10 protein-coding genes are annotated in these 19,221 nt (G+C 66.6%); 3 read left to right on the top strand and 7 right to left on the bottom strand.

The window, feature by feature from the left end:
• Positions 1 to 341 precede the first annotated feature (341 nt).
• From ACIA8C_RS20665 to ACIA8C_RS20655, 3 genes are all read left to right on the top strand, one after another.
• The gene (locus tag ACIA8C_RS20665) at positions 342 to 1,439 is read left to right on the top strand and encodes a tetratricopeptide repeat protein (protein WP_397136934.1); all 1,098 of its coding nucleotides are present in this window, start codon (positions 342 to 344) and stop codon (positions 1,437 to 1,439) included.
• Positions 1,436 to 3,388, top strand: coding sequence for a nucleotide exchange factor GrpE (gene grpE / locus ACIA8C_RS20660; RefSeq protein ID WP_397136931.1), 1,953 nt, complete (start codon positions 1,436 to 1,438; stop codon positions 3,386 to 3,388). The genes ACIA8C_RS20665 and grpE overlap by 4 nt, the downstream gene beginning before the upstream one ends.
• 249 nt (positions 3,389 to 3,637) lie before the next feature.
• A complete protein-coding gene (locus ACIA8C_RS20655; RefSeq protein WP_397136929.1) occupies positions 3,638 to 4,984 on the top strand; it encodes a cytochrome P450 in 1,347 nt (448 codons plus the stop codon).
• A 27-nt stretch (positions 4,985 to 5,011) separates the two neighbouring features.
• On the opposite strand, the gene ACIA8C_RS20650 is transcribed toward ACIA8C_RS20655, so the two are convergent.
• The 7 genes from ACIA8C_RS20650 to ACIA8C_RS20620 form a co-directional block, all read right to left on the bottom strand.
• A complete protein-coding gene (locus ACIA8C_RS20650) occupies positions 5,012 to 11,299 on the bottom strand; it encodes an SDR family NAD(P)-dependent oxidoreductase (protein ID WP_397136927.1) in 6,288 nt (2,095 codons plus the stop codon).
• 48 nt (positions 11,300 to 11,347) lie between these two features.
• Complete coding sequence (locus tag ACIA8C_RS20645) at positions 11,348 to 12,247, bottom strand: hypothetical protein (RefSeq protein WP_397136925.1); 900 nt, start codon at positions 12,245 to 12,247, stop codon at positions 11,348 to 11,350.
• 3 nt (positions 12,248 to 12,250) lie between these two features.
• Positions 12,251 to 13,303 (bottom strand): 3-oxoacyl-ACP synthase III family protein, encoded by a 1,053-nt coding sequence (locus tag ACIA8C_RS20640; RefSeq protein WP_397136923.1) that lies wholly within the window; start codon positions 13,301 to 13,303, stop codon positions 12,251 to 12,253.
• 20 nt (positions 13,304 to 13,323) lie between these two features.
• The gene (locus tag ACIA8C_RS20635; protein ID WP_397137431.1) at positions 13,324 to 15,522 is read right to left on the bottom strand and encodes an MMPL family transporter; all 2,199 of its coding nucleotides are present in this window, start codon (positions 15,520 to 15,522) and stop codon (positions 13,324 to 13,326) included.
• 230 nt (positions 15,523 to 15,752) lie between these two features.
• Complete coding sequence (locus ACIA8C_RS20630; RefSeq protein ID WP_397136921.1) at positions 15,753 to 16,361, bottom strand: hypothetical protein; 609 nt, start codon at positions 16,359 to 16,361, stop codon at positions 15,753 to 15,755.
• A 345-nt stretch (positions 16,362 to 16,706) separates the two neighbouring features.
• Complete coding sequence (locus tag ACIA8C_RS20625; protein ID WP_397136919.1) at positions 16,707 to 17,882, bottom strand: mandelate racemase/muconate lactonizing enzyme family protein; 1,176 nt, start codon at positions 17,880 to 17,882, stop codon at positions 16,707 to 16,709.
• A complete protein-coding gene (locus ACIA8C_RS20620) occupies positions 17,882 to 19,216 on the bottom strand; it encodes a cation:dicarboxylate symporter family transporter (RefSeq protein ID WP_397136917.1) in 1,335 nt (444 codons plus the stop codon). The genes ACIA8C_RS20625 and ACIA8C_RS20620 overlap by 1 nt, the downstream gene beginning before the upstream one ends.
• Between the last annotated feature and the right edge of the window lie 5 nt (positions 19,217 to 19,221).

The following is a 19,221-nucleotide window of genomic DNA, read 5'->3' as shown; positions in this document are numbered from 1 at the left end:
CACAAGTCAGGTGGTTGCCGAGGTCGGATCCCCCGCCCTTTCCTTTGCACGCCTGACAATCCACCAGCGGGCGATGGCACTTGCACTTCAGACCGGCCACAATGATTCTCCTTCGACTGTTTCTTTCGCTACTTCGACAGGAAACGGTATCGAGTTCACCGCGGCCTGTCTGTCCTCCCGATGACTGACAGCAAACGGTCGATTTGTCCACCGAACAGCCGATAGCGCGGCCTCAGCCGGACTGTCACAGTGGGGAGAAATCGCGACCGGTGCGATGTTATTCCTACGATGCGACCGAGTTCGCAGCAGTAGGCTTTCTGCAACTGATTCGGAGTAAGCCAGTGACCGTGCAGGTCGACTATTACGATCTTCTCGGCGTCGAGCGCGACGCCTCGGCGGACACCATTCGTGACGCTCACAAACGAGCAACCCGCATTTGGACCAAACGGACCGCGAGCGCGGATCAGAGCACGCGCCAGGAAGCCGAGACGAAGACGAGCCTGCTGCGTCAGGCATTCGACATCCTGCTCGAGCCGGCAAAGCGACAAGCCTACGACCGCGACTTGAGCGCGGGCGGCGTCGCGGCACCGGCGGCGGTGCAGGGTGGCGGCGACTGGCTCGCCAAGGCCCGCGCGGCGCTCGGCCGCGGTGACTACCGCAATGCCGCGTACGCGGCAAGGGAAGCGACCCACACCGCCGGGAACTCGCCCGAGGCGTGGATCCTTCGCGCCCGCGCCAATGCCGGCATCGGGCAGTTGCAGGACGCGATCTACGAGGCCAAGCAAGCCACGACCATCGCGCCGAACAACCCCGACTACCTGTTCCAGACCGCCCTCATCCAGGAGCAGATGAAGCTGTGGTCCGACGCGCTGAGCAGCTATCAAGCCGCCGCACGGCTCGCGCCGAACGAGTACATCTACCAGATCGCCATCGGCGGGGTTTATCTGCAACACGGCCTGGTCGACAAGGCGCTCGAAGTGATCGAACCGGTCCACGCCGCCCACCGTGGCGTGCCGCTGGTCGCCTATTACCTCGCCAGCGCGCTACTCGACAAGGCCGAGCAGACCCCGCGCGTGCAGAACAACGACTCCTACGCAGCGACCTCACCGGCCGAGATCGCCGCCATGCGCGAGCTCGCCACCCGCGCCGCGAGCCTGCCCACCGATGATCTCGACGTCGCCAACCGTGCGCGCGACATCCTGTCGTACCTCGCCCGCATGGAGGAGATGACCTGGCAGGTTCCCGGTCTGTTCGGCTTCTCCAGCCTGCGCGCGGTCGGCATTCCGGTGGCCGCTGTGGTCCTGGCTTTCATTCTGTTCAGTTCCGGCGCAGCCGGCGTCGGTCTCCTGTTGCTCCTGGCAGCCTGCGGCATCGGATTCCTCGTCTACAAGACCTGCTGGGTGCCCCGTTGGAAAGCGGCAAGTCAGTTGGCGCGATGAGCGCACGCGTTATCGGTATCGATCTCGGCACCACCTATTCGGCCGTCGCCGCGATAAATCAGGCGGGAATATCGGAGATAATTCCGAATCGCGACGGCGTCAATCTGACACCGTCGGTAGTCTTGTTCGCCGGTTCCGATATCGTCGTCGGAACCAAGGCGAAAAGGCAATTGAGCGCTTTTCCGCTGGATACCGTGCAGTTCATCAAGCGGCAGATGGGAAATCCCGACTACCGATTCTTCCCGGAGTCGACCGACGGCGAATATCGGCCGGAAGAGATCTCGGCCTTGATTCTCAAATCCCTGGTGTCCGATGCCGGGCGCGAACTCACCGAATACGTCGCCGACGCGGTCATCACCGTGCCCGCGTACTTCGACGAGGCGCAACGCACCGCGACACGGCAGGCGGGCGAGATCGCCGGAATCAATGTCATCGGCATCGTGAATGAGCCGACCGCGGCGGCGGTGAGCTTCGGGCTCGGCCGCGACTACGCAGGCACGCTGCTCGTCGTCGATCTGGGCGGCGGTACCCTCGACGTCACCGTAATGCGGTGCGGTAGCGACACTTTCGACGTGCTCGCGGTCGGCGGCGACCCACAGCTTGGTGGCTACGATTTCGATAACGCGATCATCACCTGGGCGCGGGCGGAATTCGAGCGCGCGGGCGGTGCGCGTTTCGAGGAGGATTCCACCGCGGGGGCGCAACTGCGCGAACGCGCCGAGGACGCCAAACGGCGACTGTCGACCGCCGAGTCGGCCACCATCTTCATCACCCACCAGGACCATTCCGCGAAATTGCGGCTGACCCGGGCCGAATTCGTCGAGCTGTCCCGCCATCTGCTCACTCGCTGCGAATATCTCGTCGAAGAAGCGGTGGAACTGGCCGGGCTGACCTACCGCGACCTCGACAAGGTGCTGTTGGTCGGCGGTTCGACGCGCATGCCGATGGTGCGTGACCTCGTCGAACGGGTCACGGGCAGGCCCGCCGATGTCTCGATCCATCCCGACGAGGCGGTCGCGCTCGGCGCCGCGATCATCGGCGAACTCCGGCACGCGGAGTCGGCGGGGCGGCCACCGTCTCTGGCCGGTCGACGCACTGTTGCGATTCGCGATGTGGTGTCGCACGGTCTGGGTGTGGTGGCCGACAACGAGCACGGCGTGCCGTCCAACGCGATGGTCGTGCGACCCAACCTGACCGTGCCGTGCCAGGTCACCGCCGACTGGTTCGCCACCGTCGTAGATCGCCAGAAGTCGCTGTTCTTGCAGGTCACCGAAGGCGACGAGAACGGCGTCGACCCCAGGTACGTGCGTATTCTGGGCACCGCGCAACTCACCCTCGCCCAACGACCGGCCGGTTCCCCGATCCGTGTCGTCTTCTCCTGCGACCTCGACGGCACGCTGCACATCGAGGTGGTCGACCTGGTCGACGGAACGAACCTGGGCGAAGGTGACATGACCGACAACACCGTCGCCGACCAACTCGACAGCATCCGAACAGAATTGGCCGGTCTGTCCGATCTTTTCAAACGTCGCCTCCTCGACGACCGCGGCTACCGCCAACTCGTCGAAGCTCTACAACTCCGCGTCGCCACCGCAGAGGCGGGCCTAGGCGCCGAATACCTCCTGCCAGTCGTGCTGCAACTCGCCCGACTGATCGACCGAGCCGACCAGCACACCCCTGACCCGTTCGTCACCTCCCTGATCGAGGAACTCCACGTCATCCTGGAAACCTGCGGCGTCCACCCCCTCGGCCACCCCGGCGAATCGATCGACCCCGAAACCCACGAAATCCGCTCCCTTCGAGGCGAACCCGACGGAAACCTCCACGTGGACAACCTGATTCGCCGCGGCTACACATACCTCGGCAGGGTGGTCCGCCCGGCGCTGGTGGACGCGGTCTACGACCAGTCCGACAACGACCCCGCCACCGGCGCAGCACAGGCACGGTGAACACACTCGGTGACGCCGAAGCCACCGTCAGAGTAGGGCCATGCCGAGCCGTCGTGGTCGGCCTCCGACCACTGACCCTGCGCAGCCCGCAATCCCGCGGCTAGCAGCAGAATCCGCACCCTCACTCGGGACCGACTTGTGTTCGGCGAGGGGTGGACTGGTGAAACGTTGGGCATCGGGCGCCTCTTTGAAGTACTGTCCAGACACATGTCCAGCATGCATCTGGACAGGCTGCTGAGAGGATTTCCGATGACACTGGTCAAGCCGCAGCGGGTGTCCGGGGGTGCGGATGAGCATGGGCATCTCGATGAGTTCCGCACCGATCCGATCGCGCTGATGCGCCGAGTTCGTGCCGAATGCGGCGACATCGGCACCTTCGAGCTCGCCGGGCGTGACGTGGTGCTGCTGTCCGGTGCGGAGGCGAACGAATTCTTCTTCCGTTCCGGCGACGACGATCTCGACCAGGGCGCGGCCTACCCGTTCATGACGCCGATCTTCGGCGAGGGTGTGGTCTTCGACGCGAGCCCGGAGCGCCGCAAGGAGATGTTGCACAACCAGGCATTGCGCGCCGAGTCCATGCGCGGGCACGCGGCAACCATTGCCGCCGAGGTGGATCGGATGCTGGCCGCCTGGGACGACGAGGGCGAGATCGACCTGCTCGAGTTCTTCGCCGAGCTGACCATCTACACGTCCTCGGCCTGCCTCATCGGCGTGAAGTTCCGCAACGAGCTCGACGCGCGATTCGCGCGGCTCTACCACGAGCTCGAACAGGGCACCGACGCGCTGGCCTACGTCGACCCCTACGCGCCGATCGAGAGCTTCCGGCGCCGCGACGAGGCACGCGAGCAACTGGTCGAACTGGTGCAGTCGATCATGGCGGGCCGAGCCGCGAATCCACCGTCGGGCAAGGACTCTCGCGACATGCTCGACATTCTCATCTCGGTGCGCGACGACAACGGCGCAGCGCGATTCTCGGCGAGCGAGATCACCGGCATCTTCATCTCGATGATGTTCGCCGGCCACCACACCACCTCCGGCACCGCGGCGTGGACGACCATCGAATTGCTGCGGCATCCCGACGTGTTGCGCGGCGTGGTCACCGAACTCGACGAGTTGTACGCCGACGGTTCGGAAGTCAGCCACAACGCCTTGCGCCAGATCCCGAATCTCGAAGCGGCACTGAAGGAGTCACTGCGCCTGCATCCGCCGCTGATCATCCTGATGCGCATCGCCCGCGACGAATTCGAGGTGTGCGGGCATCGCATCGCACCAGGCGACATGGTGGCGGCCACGCCCGCGATCTCCAACCGGATCCCCGAGGACTTCCCCGACCCGGACGCCTTCGACCCGAGCCGCTACCTCGATCCACGCCAGGAAGACATCATCAACCGCTGGACCTGGATTCCCTTCGGCGCGGGCCGTCACCGCTGCGTCGGCGCACCGTTCGCCCTCATGCAACTCAAAGCGATCTTCTCGATTCTGCTGCGCGACTGGGAATTCGAGCTCGCCCAACCGTCGGACACCTATCGCAACGACCACTCCAAAATGGTGGTGCAGCTCGCGCAACCGTGCCGCGTCCGCTATCGCCGGCGATGAACACCGGCGATAGCGGACGCAGCACACCTATCCGGACTGCCCCGTAATTTCCCCTGCCATCTTCGCGCCGATGTCGGACAGCCCAAGTCCCAGTCCACGTGCCATCTGCACCGGCGACAGCTCGACTCCGGTCAATCTGCCCGCGCGCGCGGCGAACTCGACCGCCATCAGCGAATCCATGCCCAACTCCAGTAGCGGTGTCCGGACCTCGACCGCGTCGGGCGACACTCCCATGACAACAGCCAAGACCCCGGCCAGTTCGGTGGTGATCGCGGCCGCTCGTTCACCCGGTGGCAGTGCCACGATGCGCGCGCGCAATGCCGCGGCTCCGCTCTCGTCGGCCTCCGAGCCCGCGGCGTAGTCGGCGAACCGTACCGACCGAGTCACCGCGGGCATGGTGGCAACGGCCTTGGTCCAGTCCATGTCGACGATCGACACATGCCCGGCCCCGAGCCGCAGGCACTCACCGAGATAGTCCGCACCGGTATCCATCGGTATCGGGCGCAATCCCAAAGCGGCCAGGTAACGCACGGTTTCGTGGTCCGCCTCGGCCATGCCGCCGCCGGCCATCGCGCCCCAGTCCAGGCACAGCGCCGGTTCACCGCGCCGACGGCGATGATGCGCGAACGCCTGCAACGTCGCGTTGGCCGCGGCGTAGGCCAACTGGGGAAATCCGCCGAGCAAGGCGCTGACCGACGACCAGAGGACGAAGTGATCCAGATCGACATCCGACACCCGCAACGCCCGATCGAGATTGCGCGCGCCGTCGACCTTTCCGGCGAAAACCCGCGCGACCCGCTCCGCCGTCAACGACTGCACCGGGGTGTTGTCGACAATGCCCGCCGCGTGGAAGACGCCGCGCACCGGGGCCGCGCGCGCCACGGCGCGCGCAACGAGGGCAGCCACCGCGTCGTAGTCGGCGATGTCGACCTTTTCTTCGATCACCTCCACTCCGGCGGAAACGAATTCGCGCAGCTGCCGCTCGGCGTCCTGGCCTGCCGCACCCCGGCGACCGATCAGCACGAGGTGGCGCGCACCCGACCGCACCAACCAGCGGGCCGTCGCGAGACCGAACGCACCGAACCCACCGGTCACGAGATAGCAGGCGTCCGAGTGGATTCCGATATCCGGGGTACGGCGGCGAACGGCCGGAGGCTGATCGAGGTCGAGCACCACCCGGCCGATTCGCTGCGGCCGGACCACCGCCTCGAACGCGGCCGCGATGTCGGAGCTCGGATACATCTCGAACGGCAGGTGCCGGTAGCTCCCGTTCTTCAGCTTCTCGACCAGAGCGTGCGTGTGCTGGCGAACAACCAACGGCCGCAAGCGCATCAGGCGGTCGAGGTCCAGCGCGATGAACGACAGATTTCGGTCGAACGGACGCAGGTCGAGAACGCCGCCGCCATAGATGTCGGCCTTGCCGATCTCTACGATGCGCCCGAATTCCGCCGCGACATTGAGATTTTGCCGGACGAATTCGCCTGGGACACTGCTCAATACGACATCCGCGCCGTGTCCCTCGGTGATCCGGAGGACATCGTCGACGAAGGCGACCGTCCGCGAGTCGATGGCATGATGCGCGCCCGCCGCCAACGCGTAGGCCCTGCGCTCCTCGCTGCCCGCCGTCGCGATGATCACGGCGCCGAGCTGCCGGGCGACCTGCATCGCGGCCAGCCCGACGCCGCCCGCACCGCCGTGCACGAGCACGATCTCACCGGGCCGGACGCGCGCCGCGTCGACCAGCGCGATCTCCGCGGTGAGAAACGGCACCCAGGAGCTGCATACGCCGGGCGCCCAGTCGGGCGGCACCACCACCGCGAAGTTGTGGTCGACGGTGAGATACCTGCGCGCCATGTCGCGCGCGGAGACCAGGACTCGATTCCCGACGCTGATTCCGCCGACCCCGGGACCGACGTCGACCACGGTGCCCGCACCCTCGAGCCCAATGCCTTTTCCGAAGAACGTGCCGTCCAGATACTCGTCGGTCAGCAAGCCGAGCAGCTTGTAGGCGTCCTTCGCGTTGAGACCGATGGCGTCCATCCGGATCTCGATCTCACCGTCGCCCGGCGGCGTGCGCTGTGCTTCGCGCCAGCACAGGTCCTGAAGCAATCGGGTGGCGGGCGGCTCGAGTGCGAAGGACGCCTCGGCGTCGTCGGGGGCACATTCTTCGTTGCGGCGGCGCAGTTGCTCCGGCAAATCGCCGCGTAAGCGCTGCGCCCATCGGGTTCCCGAGCGCAGGCAGACCTCGTCCACCTCGGCTGTGCCGTGCACTATTTCACCGATAATCTGGTCCACCGGGGCATCCGGCTCGGTATCGATCAGCCGCCAACCCAGCGCAGGCTGTTCGTTGAACAGCGATCGGCGTGCTCCGACCAAGCCAGCCTGTGCCAGGTCGAGGTCGGCGGTGCCCGCGGCAGGCAGGCACAGCGCGTGCGCTGTCACCAGGACCGCGGAGATCGCCGCGGTGTCGCCGAGAGCCGCTGCGGCCCTGGCGATCCTGGTCAACGCGTAGACAGCGTCGGACGGCGTCGATCCGGCGCCCGCGACGATTGTCAATCGCGCTCGCTCCGCGTCGCCACCGTCGAGCCCGGACCGCAATGCCGTCTCGACAACGGTCTCCACATCCGTCTGGTGTGCGTCGGCGACCTCGAGCACGGCGCTCTCGGACCAGCCGCCAGCGATCGACCGAGCCCGCCCCACCGCTGTATCGCCCAGCGCGACAACCACTCCGAATTCCCGCCTCGCCGCGTCTGGTGCCTCGACCGCGAGCGCGTCGAGTTGTTCCCAGCGCGGTTCGTACCAGACGCGCGCCATCCGGTCGAGCAACGGCAACGGTGGCGAGACCGGCCGGAACTCCACCCCGGAGAGCGTCAGCACCTGTCGGCGGTCGGCGTCGAGCACATCGACGTCCGCGCACAGCCGTTCGTCGCCGCGCAGTCGAACCAGAACCGTCGCCGAGGCCGGGATCGGCCCGAAGCGCCGCACCGCGCGCACCGCCGTCGGCACGACAGCACCCGCGAGCTGAGTGTTTCGCGCCGCCAAGGCCGCGACGCATTGCAGCGCCGTGTCCACCGTGGCCGGATGTGCCAGGTGCGCACCGTCTTCCGCCCCCGGATTCGCGATCTCCGCGATGACGAAGTCCGCGCCGACGCGGGCTTCGACAATGCCCTGAAAGGCGGGTCCGTAGGCGAGTCCGTGCTCGGCGAGCATCGGATACAGATCGGTGCCGCGGACCGTGGTCACGGCTCCGCTGGGCAGTTCGACCGTCCGTGGTCGCAGCGGGCCCTCGACCAGTCGGCCCGTCGCGTGCAGGGTCCAGGTCGCCCCCTGCGCGGACCGCGCGGTCATGCTGAACCGCTTCGTCGATTCCTCGACCGTCGATCGGAGCACCGGCACGTCGTGCGGGTCGATCACCAGCGGTGTGACGAAACGGACGTCCTCGACCGCCGTCTCCGCCCGGCCGGTTCGGATCGCGGCGGCGCTGAGCGCGGCGTCGAGGTAGGCCGCGCCCGGCAGGACGACGGCGCCGCCGACCACGTGATCGTGCAGCCAAGGCAGCGCGCTGACCGAGAGTCCCGCGACCCATTCCGATGGGGCCGGTCCCGGACGCTCGCCGAGCATCGGGTAGCGAATATCGGTGCCGAGCCGGTCCCGCACAACAGCTTCGGCGTCCGTCCAAACGCGGGTCTTCTGCCACGGGTACGCGGGCAACGGTGCGTGCGGCGCGAACGCGGTGCCGCCGGGGACGGTCGAGCCGTCCAGGCTGCCAGCGAGATACAACTCGGCGACCGCCCGGCGCAGGCCGACCAGATCGCCCTCCTTGCGCGACAAGGTCCCGATCGAGGTGCCCGTCTCGCCGGAACGAACCAGGATCTCCCGGATATTGCCGCTCAGCACCGGATGCGGGCCGACCTCGAGGAATACGCGGTAGCCCTCGGTGATCACGGCGCCGACGGTGTCGGCGAAACGCACCGGCTGCCGGATATTGCGGCACCAGTACTGTGCGTCCCACTCCGGTCCGCGCACGCGCTCGCCGGTTACCGTCGAAAACAGCGGTATTCGCGGTTCCGCCGGCGCGAGATCCACCAGCACCGAACGCAATTCATCGAGGATCGGATCCATCAGGTGCGAGTGGTAGCCGGCCTCGACGTCGAGCGCCCGGACGAAGGCGCCCGTCGCCGCGAGCTCCTGCTGCGCGCGCGCAATGGTCTCGCCGTCACCCGCCAAGGTGACCGCCGTCGGGCTGTTGACGGCAGCCACGGACAACCGTCCGGGGTCCGAAAGTGCCGCCAGGGCATCGTGTTCCGGCAGTCCGACGGCGATCATCGCACCGCCGGTACGCGCCTGCAGCCGCGCGCGGTGGTAACTCACCAGGAGCGCGTCACGCAATCCGAGCATGCCGGACACATAAGCCGCGCTGACCTCACCGACACTGTGGCCGACCACCGCCGCCGGGCGCACACCCAATTCGGTGAGTTCGGCCGCGAGGCACACCTGGACGAGAAAGTTCGCGGGCTGGGCGACTTCCGTTGTGGTAACTCGCGATTCCTCCTCCGGCCGCAGCAACTCGGCAATGATCGACCAGCCTGCGATCGCGACGAATTCGGTATCGATCCGGTGCGCGGTGCGTGCGAACACACCGTCGCACTCCAACAGGTCGCGACCCATCCGCCACCACTGCGGGCCCATGCCGCTGAAGACGAATACCGGTTGCGCGGCACGCCCGGTGAACGCGCGCAACGGCGGCCGGTCCGCACCCATCGCGAAGCTCTGCAGCTTGGTCTGCAGGTCAGTCGGATCCGCGAAGTCGAAAGCCGCGCGGAACGGATGGTGGGTACGCCGCGTCCACGCCGCCGCGACGAGGGCATCGACGTCGCGCTGCGCGGCTATCAGCACCGCGAACCGGCGCGCCATCTCTCTCGTCGCGTCCGCGGTGCGACCGGAGATCGGCAGTACCGGGAACACCGAGGACACCGGTGGCGCCGGGAGTTGTTCGGGCGCTTGCACTATGGCGTGCGCGTTGGTGCCGCCATAGCCGAAGCTGTTCACCGCCGCGACAACGTTCGCGCTATCCGGCAACGCACGCGGCTCGGTAGGTATCCGAACATTCAACTCGGCGAACGGAATCTCCGGATTGAGCCGCCGCAGCCAGCCCTGCGGCACGATCGTCCGATGGTAGACCGTGAGCGTGGCCTTGATCAGCCCCGCGATGCCCGCGGCTGCCTCCAGATGCCCGATCGTCGCCTTGACCGAACCGACATCGAGCGGCTGGTCGCGTCCGGGCGCGTTGCCGTATACCTTTCCGAGCGCGGCCATTTCGAGCGGATCACCGACCGGCGTTCCGGTGCCGTGCGCCTCGACATAGCTCACCTCGCCCGGCGCGATACCCGCGTTGTCGCACACCGCCCGCGCCAACTCCGCCTGCGCCGCGGGATTCGGCACCGGGATAGCCGCGGTCCTGCCGTCCTGGTTCACCCCGGTACCGCGTAAGATCGCGTAGACCCGGTCGCCGTCGCGCCGTGCGGCATCGAGCCGTTTGAGCACGACGATTCCGGCCCCTTCGCCCCGCCCATAACCATCCGCGGACGCGTCGAAAGCCTTGCAGCGGCCGTCGGCGGAGAGGAACCGCCCCTTGCTCATCGACACCGACGTCTCCGGCTGCAACATCATATTGACACCACCCGCGAGAGCCGATTCGCACTCCCCGTCCAGGATCGCACGCCTGGCCTGGTGCACCGCTACGAGCGACGACGAGCACGCCGTATCGATGGTCATGCTCGGCCCGCGCAGGTTCAGCACATACGACAACCGGTTGGACAGCAGCGTGAACGTATAGCTGAGGGCCGTCTGCCCGGAAATGAAAGGCCTTGCCGCAGGAGTGGTTCGGGCAATACCGTTATCACTGGTGAATGCGCCGATGTACACGCCGACCGGCCGGCCGGGCACCCGCGCGGTGAGTCCGGCATCGTCGAGTGCTTCCCAGCACACCTCGAGCAGCAGCCGCTGCTGTGGGTCGATGATCGAGGCTTCGCGCGGCGAGATGCCGAAGAACTCGGGGTCGAAGTCCCATGGCGAGTCGGTCAGAAACCCGCCACGGCGGGAGTACATGCGCCCGGGTGCTTCCGGGTCAGGGTCGTAGAACTTGTCGAGGTTCCACCGGTCGGGAGGCACCTCGACGATGCCGTCTTTCTTGTGCCGCAGTAGGTCCCAGAAACTCGCGACGTCGTGCACACCGCCGGGAAACCGGCACCCGATGCCGACGATCGCGATCCGATCCGACGTTCGCTGCTCGCTGCTCGCCTCGCCGATTGTCATTGACTGCCCTCTTGTTGGGGTTGCGAATTTTGTGGTCTGCAACGGGAATCACCCGCCGGTCGCGGGCGAATGCCGATGTGCCAGACAGGCCGCCGAGTTGTCATAGGCGGCCAGCAACAACGTCGTTTGCGCGGTCGCCAACCGTCCCGAGTCCCGCGCGGCCAGATAGGCGTGAATCGGCGCCGCGGAGTAGGGATTGCCGAGCCGGGGGTCGATTCCCGCGACGCAGGCGCGCGGGAGGTCGAGCGCGGTCGCCAAGCGTGCCGGAAAATCCGGATCCGGCGCCGGGGCCAGCAGCACCGCGCGACCGTCGGCGAAGTGGGCTTCGGTGAGCGCTTCGGCCGCGATGCAGGCGCGCACCGCCTCGGTGGCGGCGGGCAGCGGATCGGCCCGGACCACGGCATGACCGGTCGAGCGCCCATTCGAGCCCGCTTCGCCGAGATCCAGCCACGCCGAAAGTTCGACCTGCCCGGTCGGCTCGACAGTATGCAGCTGCCCGAATCCTCCTACCGCAGAAGACTTTCCGAGCAAGATCGCCGCCCCACTCGGGGTGTACAGCGTGTCGGTGACGTCGCGCCGGGCCGAGGGGTGCGCGTCTCCGGCAATCAACAGCGCGTACTCGACGTCCGGGCCGAACAGAAAGGACTCGGCGACACTGATCGCATGCAGGAGACCGGCCGCGCCGTGCATGACATCGAAGGAGAAGGCGGGTACCCGACCTGGCCGATAGTCGAGACCCAGGCCGAGACGCTTCTGGATGAGCGCCGCCACCGCGGGCTCGCACAGGTTGTTGTCGCGGAATATGCCCGCGTTCACCAGCATTCCGACCTCATCGACTCCGACGCCCGCACGTGCCAGACACGTCCGTGCCGCACGGGTCGCCAATTCGATATAGCTGCCCGTGTCCGGATCGGTGTTGACCGCGGCGGACAGTATCTCGGTGGGCATGGGCTATGCCTCCAGGCGTGAGATCGTCGCGGCCAGACCGCCGGAGACGATGCCGGATGCCTGCGCGAACATCAGGATTTTCGACCCCTTGGGGATCCGCTGCTGCCGCAGGTGCTCGTGCAGGACCAGGAAGTGCGAGGTCGACCCGGTGTTGCCGTAATCGCGTAGCACATTGAGCGCGGTGGGCGCGGGCTCGCCGAAGCGCGGTCCGACCAGATCGTGCAGATACTCGATCACCGGGCCGCTGAACTGGTGGTAGATGCAGAAGTCGAAGGTCTCGGCGGGCGCATCAGGCCCGGCGCTCGCTAAAACGGTGGCGAGCCGATCGAGACCCTGACGGTAATGGGCATCGGTCTGCATCGCCCGGTTGTCGGTATAGAGCGCGATACCGTCCGAGCGATTACTCGGCATGCCCAGACACAGCTCGGCACCTTCGGCAAGCGTCATCAGCTCGACATAGCGGATTTCGTCGTCGTCATCGCCGCGATCGTCGACCAGCATGGCCACTCCGGCATCGCCGAGGGTCAGCGCCGAGAACTGCGGGTCCGACCGCGTGCCGATCTCCCGCACCGCCGTCTCCGCGGCCGGCGAGAGCTGCTCGCCGCTGACCACGATCCCGTTGCGCACGATGCCCGCCTTGATCATCCGGTCAAGCACGAGTACGCCGGTGATCATCCCGGCGCAGGCGTTCGAGACGTCGAGACACCTGGCCCGCGTCGCCCCGATCGCATTACGCAGCATTAGTGCGAATGGCGGTGCGCCACAGTGGATTCCGTTGCCGCGAGTGCGAGTGATCGAGGCGGAGATGATGATGTCCAGTTCGGCCGCGGCGTAACCGGAGTGGCGCAGGCAGTCGGCGATGGCCCGCTCGGCCAGCTCGAAGGAGGACTCGTACCGGTCCGGGTGCGCATCGCACACCCGCCGATTCTCGATTCCGGTCACCAATCCCAGGCTGGTCACCCCGGGCACCGCCAGTGCCGCGACCAGTTCGTCGGTGGTACGCACCCGTTCGGGGGTGTATCGGCCGATCGCCTCGAAGCGTGTGCGCCGCACCATCTCTCCGTCGCGAGGCCGAGTCACGTTCTGCTCAACTGCTCGATCGCCGGCTCTTGGGTGACCCCTTGCGGCCCAACCGAACTCGGCGGACCAGGCCGACTCGGCGCGACCGACGGCAGGCGCGGGAACCACCAGTTCCATCGGCCCATGATCTGCATCAGGGCCGGAACCAGCACCAACCGGATCAGCGTCGCGTCGATGATCAAGGCGGTGGCAATGGCGAAGCCGAACTCCTGCAGCCCGATGATTCGCGACACCAGCAGACTGCCGTAACCGACCGCGAGGATCGCCGCAGCCAGCGAGATCGGCCGAGCCGTGCTGTGCAGGCCGACCGCGACCGCACGGCGGTTGTCACCGGTCCGCAGGAACTCCTCCTGGATCCGGCGCACCAGGAACAGCTCGTAGTCCGTGGACAACCCGAACAACAGCACGAACATGATCAGCGGCACCTGCGGCCAGATCACACCGGCGTCCCCGTCGCGCTGGAACACCAGCACCGTCAGTCCATACGCGGCACCGGTCGCGAGCAAACTCATCACGATCGCTTTGAGCGGCAGCAGCACGCTGCGCAGGATCACGACCAGCGCCGCGAACATCATCGCCAGCACACAGCCGACCACCCACCACAGCTTCTTCGAGGATTCGGCCACGATATCGGCGACATGCGCACCGGGCCCGCCGACCGACGCGATCACGCCGGGCGGGCTGTTCGCGGGCACGATTTCCGTACGAATGCGCTCCACCATCGGTACGACAGCCGGCGAATCGATAGGGTATTTGCCCAGCACGACCATGGCCGTGAGGTCCACGCCGTTATCGATGGCGGCCACCGCGGTCACGTCCGGATCCGCGCGCAGCGCCGCTTGCAGCGCGCTGCTGTCCGGCTCGGGGGCGTCGGCCGGGCGTTCCAGCAGCACGGCCACCGGCCCTGTCGCACCGGCCAATTCGCCTTCGGCAAGGGTGAAACCCGTGAGATAGGAAGTGTCGGCCAAGGCGCGGCGCTCGAGATTGATGCCCATCGCCAGGTCGGCGCTCGGTAGTGCGGCAACGAGCAGACCGGCCGTGACCGCCAGCGCGTACGGCCACGGATGCCGCATCAGATGTTGGGCCCAGCGGATCAGCCGCCCCGGTGCGGCATCCGCCTCGGCCGCCTCGGTGGCTGCCCACCGCGGCCGCCATTCCAGCCAGCGGGTCAACGAGACCAGCGTGGCGGGCAGCAGCGTGACCGAGGCCAGCAGCGCAACCGTGACCACGGCGAGAGCGCCGATGGCGGCCTGCGCGAACACATGCCAGCGCACCATGAACAAGCTCGTCAATGCCAGCACCAGGATCAGGCCCGAATACAGCACGGTGCGCCCGGTCGTCGCCACGGCGGTGCCGATGGCTTGGTCAGAGCTCGCCCCGTTCGCGAGTTCCTCGCGATAACGGTTCATCACGAACAACGCGTAGTCGATGCCGATACCGAGGCCCAAAGCGCTGACTCCGACCAGCAGCATGCCGTCGACGGTGAAAACGCCGGTGAGCATTGCGAACAACCCCAGCGTTGCGACCACCGAAGCCCCCGCGATGACCACCGGAACCACCGCCGCGACCGGTCGGCGCAGACCCCACCACAGCACCACGATCGCCAACGGCACGGCAACCAGCTCGATCCGCATCAGGTCCGCGATCTCGACCTGCTGGATCGCCTCGCCATATACCGAGACACCGACCAGATACCCGCGCACTTCGCCACCGGACCGGTCCCGCACCTCCCGATCGAGCACGGCCTGCAGGAGCGGTGCGTGCTCCTGCCGTGACCGGTCGTCGCCGGATACGCCGACCAAGAGGTACGCGCTGTGCTCGTCGCGCATCAGCGGGCGCAACGGCTCGAGCGCACGCGCAAGCGGTAGGCGGCGATCTGGATCGCCCGCTACCGGAAGCAACAGCACCCCGGATGCCGCGTCCTCGCTGGCCAACGCCGATTTCGCCGCGTCGATGGACCCACGGAACGCCGGATCCGTCGTCCGCCACTTCGCCGAGTGCAGGACCACGATCATCTGTTCGCGTCCGAGGGTCGGCAGACTCTCGGCCAGGATCCGGCCCACCTGCTGCGATTCGGACCCTGACACCTCGATGGGCGGCGCCTGCAACGAACTGAGCAGGTGCGGAAGACCGACCAGACCGGCGGCCACCGCGAGCAGCCATCCGGCGAAGACCCGACGCCGGTACCGCACCATGGTCACGGCCAGCCACGGTAGGATTTCACGCCACCCGAGGCGCCTTGCCGCAGTATCGGATTCGTGAGTGTGCTTGGTCCACATACGAGCCGTGCTCTCCATTCTTCGCCGCGGCACCCGCCGTCGCGCGGCCGTGCACGAAATAGGCTGCACGGCAGAACAATTCAGGTCGAATAGCGCGCCGCGCCGAACGGCACGGCCGCGCAACGAATCACCTGCGCCTCAGTGGGCTAGCTGTCCTTAGGTACGAGCTTGGCGCTACCCTTGACGGTGACCGTGGCCTTGTCCGGAAGTGATGCGGCATCGCACTTCTCCAGCTGCAACTGCTTGGCCGGAAAAGTGCCATGGACCTCCACCGAGTCGGACCCAAGCGGACTGGTCGGATCGCTGACGAAACTGACGGTGTATTTCCCCTGGTTGCCGCCATCTACCAGCGGCACCGAAATGGCGACCTTGGCCTGCTTCGCAGTACCATCACCTTCCTTGCCACCCGGTATCTCCTCCTTGGCATCGCCTGAGCCCTCCGAGGACTTGAGCTCGCACATCTTTCCATTCACCGTGTATGAGACGTTCTTGATCTCACCATCGAAGGCCGTGACTTCACACTCGCCGTCCTGCCCCGACGGCTCGTCGACCTTCGAGGCCTTCGCCAGCAGGTGGTCGCCCTTCTTCATCAGATCGAGCTTCGCCGAGGCGTTGCAGATGTGTACCTTGTTGTCATCAGATCCGGGCTTGGCCAATGAATTCGGCGCGACGAGCACGGTGTAGCTCACCGCGGAAGTGGCCAGTAGCGCCGTCGCGAGCGCGACCCGCATGCTGCGGCGCGAGGTCGAACTCACGAGCCCGCGCTCCATCGATCCTTCGTTAGGCAAAGGGAATCTCTCTTTCGAGTGGAATCGAACACCAGAGCCGTCGCCGGTTCGGCGGCTGCCACGTTCTATTCGTCGCCGCCGTGCCCTCGGATGGTCTCGATATTTCCAATTCGAAAGAGATTGCGAAAGGTTCGCCGCAGAGGTACTGTGCCGCAGGCAGATTCGCGAAACGCGCGAGAACGTGTGTGGCCCGCCCAGCGGAAGGTCGATAATCCGCCGGGCGGGCCACTTCCCCGTACACCCAGGGACGCCGCCACGTCCACATGGGCCGCGTTGATCTTAACCGGTCCGCGGGCCAGTGGTGGGGAGGTACTACCCCATGTGCAGCGCTCGGAAGACTCGGTGCAGTTCAGCCTTGTCTTCGAAGCCGATGCCGGGTGTGTCGGTGAGCCGCAGCCGACTGTGCTCGATGACGGCGGCGTCGGCGAAGCCGCCGGTGGGCTGGAATTCACCGGGATAGGACTCGTTGCCGCCCAGACGCAGGGCCGCGGCGATGTGCAGCGAGAACTGGTTGCCGCCGTGCGGGATGCAGCGGCGCGACGACCAGCCGTGCTGGCGCAGCATGTCCTGGATCCGCAGATATTCGACGAGGCCGTAGCCGAGCACCGGGTCGAACTGGAGGTAGTCGCGGTCGGGGCGCATGCCCGCGTAGCGGATGAGGTTGCGCGCGTCCGGGAGCGAGAAGAGGTTCTCGCCGGTGGCCAGCGGGCCAGGGTACCGCTCCGACAGCGTCGCGTGCAAAGAGAAGTCGAGCGGATCGCCTGGTTCCTCGTACCAGAACAGGCCGTACGGCGCGAGGGCGCGGCCGTACTCGAGCGCGGTGTCCAGGTCGAATCGGCCGTTGGCGTCGACGGCCAGGCGAGATCCGTCACCGTCGAGTACCTCGAGCACCGCCTCGACCCGCTTGACGTCGTCGGCCAGGCTCGCGCCGCCGATCTTCATCTTCACGACGTCGTAGCCCTGGTCGAGGAAGCCGCGCATCTCTTCCTGGAGCTGGGTCAGCCCCTTGTTCGGTGCGTAGTATCCGCCCGCGGCGTAGACGAACACGTCCTCGTCCGGTGCGCCAAGGTCGTAGTGCCGGCTGAGCCACTGGTAGAGCGGTAGTCCGGCGAGCTTGGCGGCAAGGTCGAACAGCGCCATGTCGATCACGCCGACGGCGACCGAACGTTCGCCGTGGCCGCCCGGTTTCTCGTTGCGCAGCATGAGATTCCACGCCACGGCCGGGTCGATGGCGGCGCCGTCCCCGGTCAGCAGTTCGTCCGGGTCGGCCTGCAGCAGCCGCGGAATGACGCGGCGGCGCAAGATCTCTCCCGCGCTGTAGCGTCCATTCGAATTGAAGCCGTAGCCGACGACCGGTTCACCATCCCTGATCACATCGCTGACCACCGCGACAATGGAACAGTCCATCGCACTGAAGTCGATGAACGCGTTGCTCATCGAGGAACTGATCGGCACAACACCTTCGTGGATCGCGACGATTCTTGGCATTACTTCTCTCCTACTGTGGTTTTCGGGCGGGTCAGCCCGATGGTGCGGGCGGCGAGTTCGCGATCGAGGCCGTCGGGTTCCCACCGCGCGATGACGACGGTCGCGACCGCATTGCCGAGGACATTGGTCAGGGCGCGCATCAGCGAGAGGAACCGGTCGACCGAGAGGACGAGCGCGAGTCCGGCGACAGGAACCAGGCTGGTCGCGGCAACCGTGTTGGCCAGTGTGATGAAGGCCGAACCACTCACTCCGGCAGTGCCTTTGGACAGCACCAGAAAGATGAGGAACAAGCCGAGCTGGTCACCGAAGCTGAGCGGGATGCCGTACACCTGGCCGATGAAGACCACGCAGATCGGCACCACCACCGCTACCCCGTCCAGATTGAACGAAAACCCGGTCGGCACAACCAGACCGATCACGCTGCGGCGACAGCCGACCTGTTCCAATCGCTGCATCAACTGCGGCAGCACGGCTTCCGACGACGAGGTGCCGAGCACCACCGCGAACTCCTTGCGCAGCACCTTGATCAGCCGCCACAGCGAGAAGCCCGCCAGCAGCGAAACACCGCCGAGCACCACGACTACGAACGCCACCAACGCGATCGCGGCGATCGCGACCAGCTTCATCAGCGCGGTAAGGGTTTCCGGCCCGTACTTGCCGACCGTCGCGGCCACCGCGCCGAAGGTGCCGATCGGCGCAAGCAGCATGATCATGCCGATCATCCGGAAGAACACGTCGCTGAGCTTGGCGCAGCCGTCCACGATCGGCTGGGAGATCCGATCCGGCATCTTCAGCAACGCGACGGCGAAAAGCACCGCGAAGATCAGCACCTGGATGATGCTGCCGGTTGCGAACGCGTTGACCGCGTTGTCCGGCACCATCTTCGACAGGAATTCGGCGAACGAGTTGTGGTCCGCACCGCCGTTCACATAGCTGGAGAGATCACCGGAGGCGTGTGCCGGTGGCGCGACACCCGCGCCGGGCCGGAACAGGTTCACCGCGAGCAGCCCGAGCAGCATGCCCACCGTGGTGACGATCTCGAAGTAGATCAGCGCACGCGCCGCGATCCGGCCCACCGCCTTCATCCCGCCGGTCGCGACGATCCCGGTGACCATCACCAAGAACACGATCGGCGCGATGAGCATCTGGATCAGCGCGATGAACGCCTTCGCGATCGGCTGCATGCTCGCCGCCGCGTCCGGCGCGACGATGCCGAAGATCGCCGCGAGAATCGCCGCGACCAACACCTGAAAGCTGGTATTGGTGGCCAGTCGCCGCCACCGTGGATGAGGCGTAGTCGACTCCGGCGTCGCCTCGATTGCCGTATCGCTCATGGGAA

This window comes from Nocardia sp. NPDC051321 (genome assembly GCF_044455225.1).
Classification (GTDB): Bacteria; Actinomycetota; Actinomycetes; order Mycobacteriales; family Mycobacteriaceae; genus Nocardia.
The sequence above is the reverse complement of the archived record's forward strand: the minus strand, read 5'-3'. Positions and strand labels throughout refer to the sequence as shown.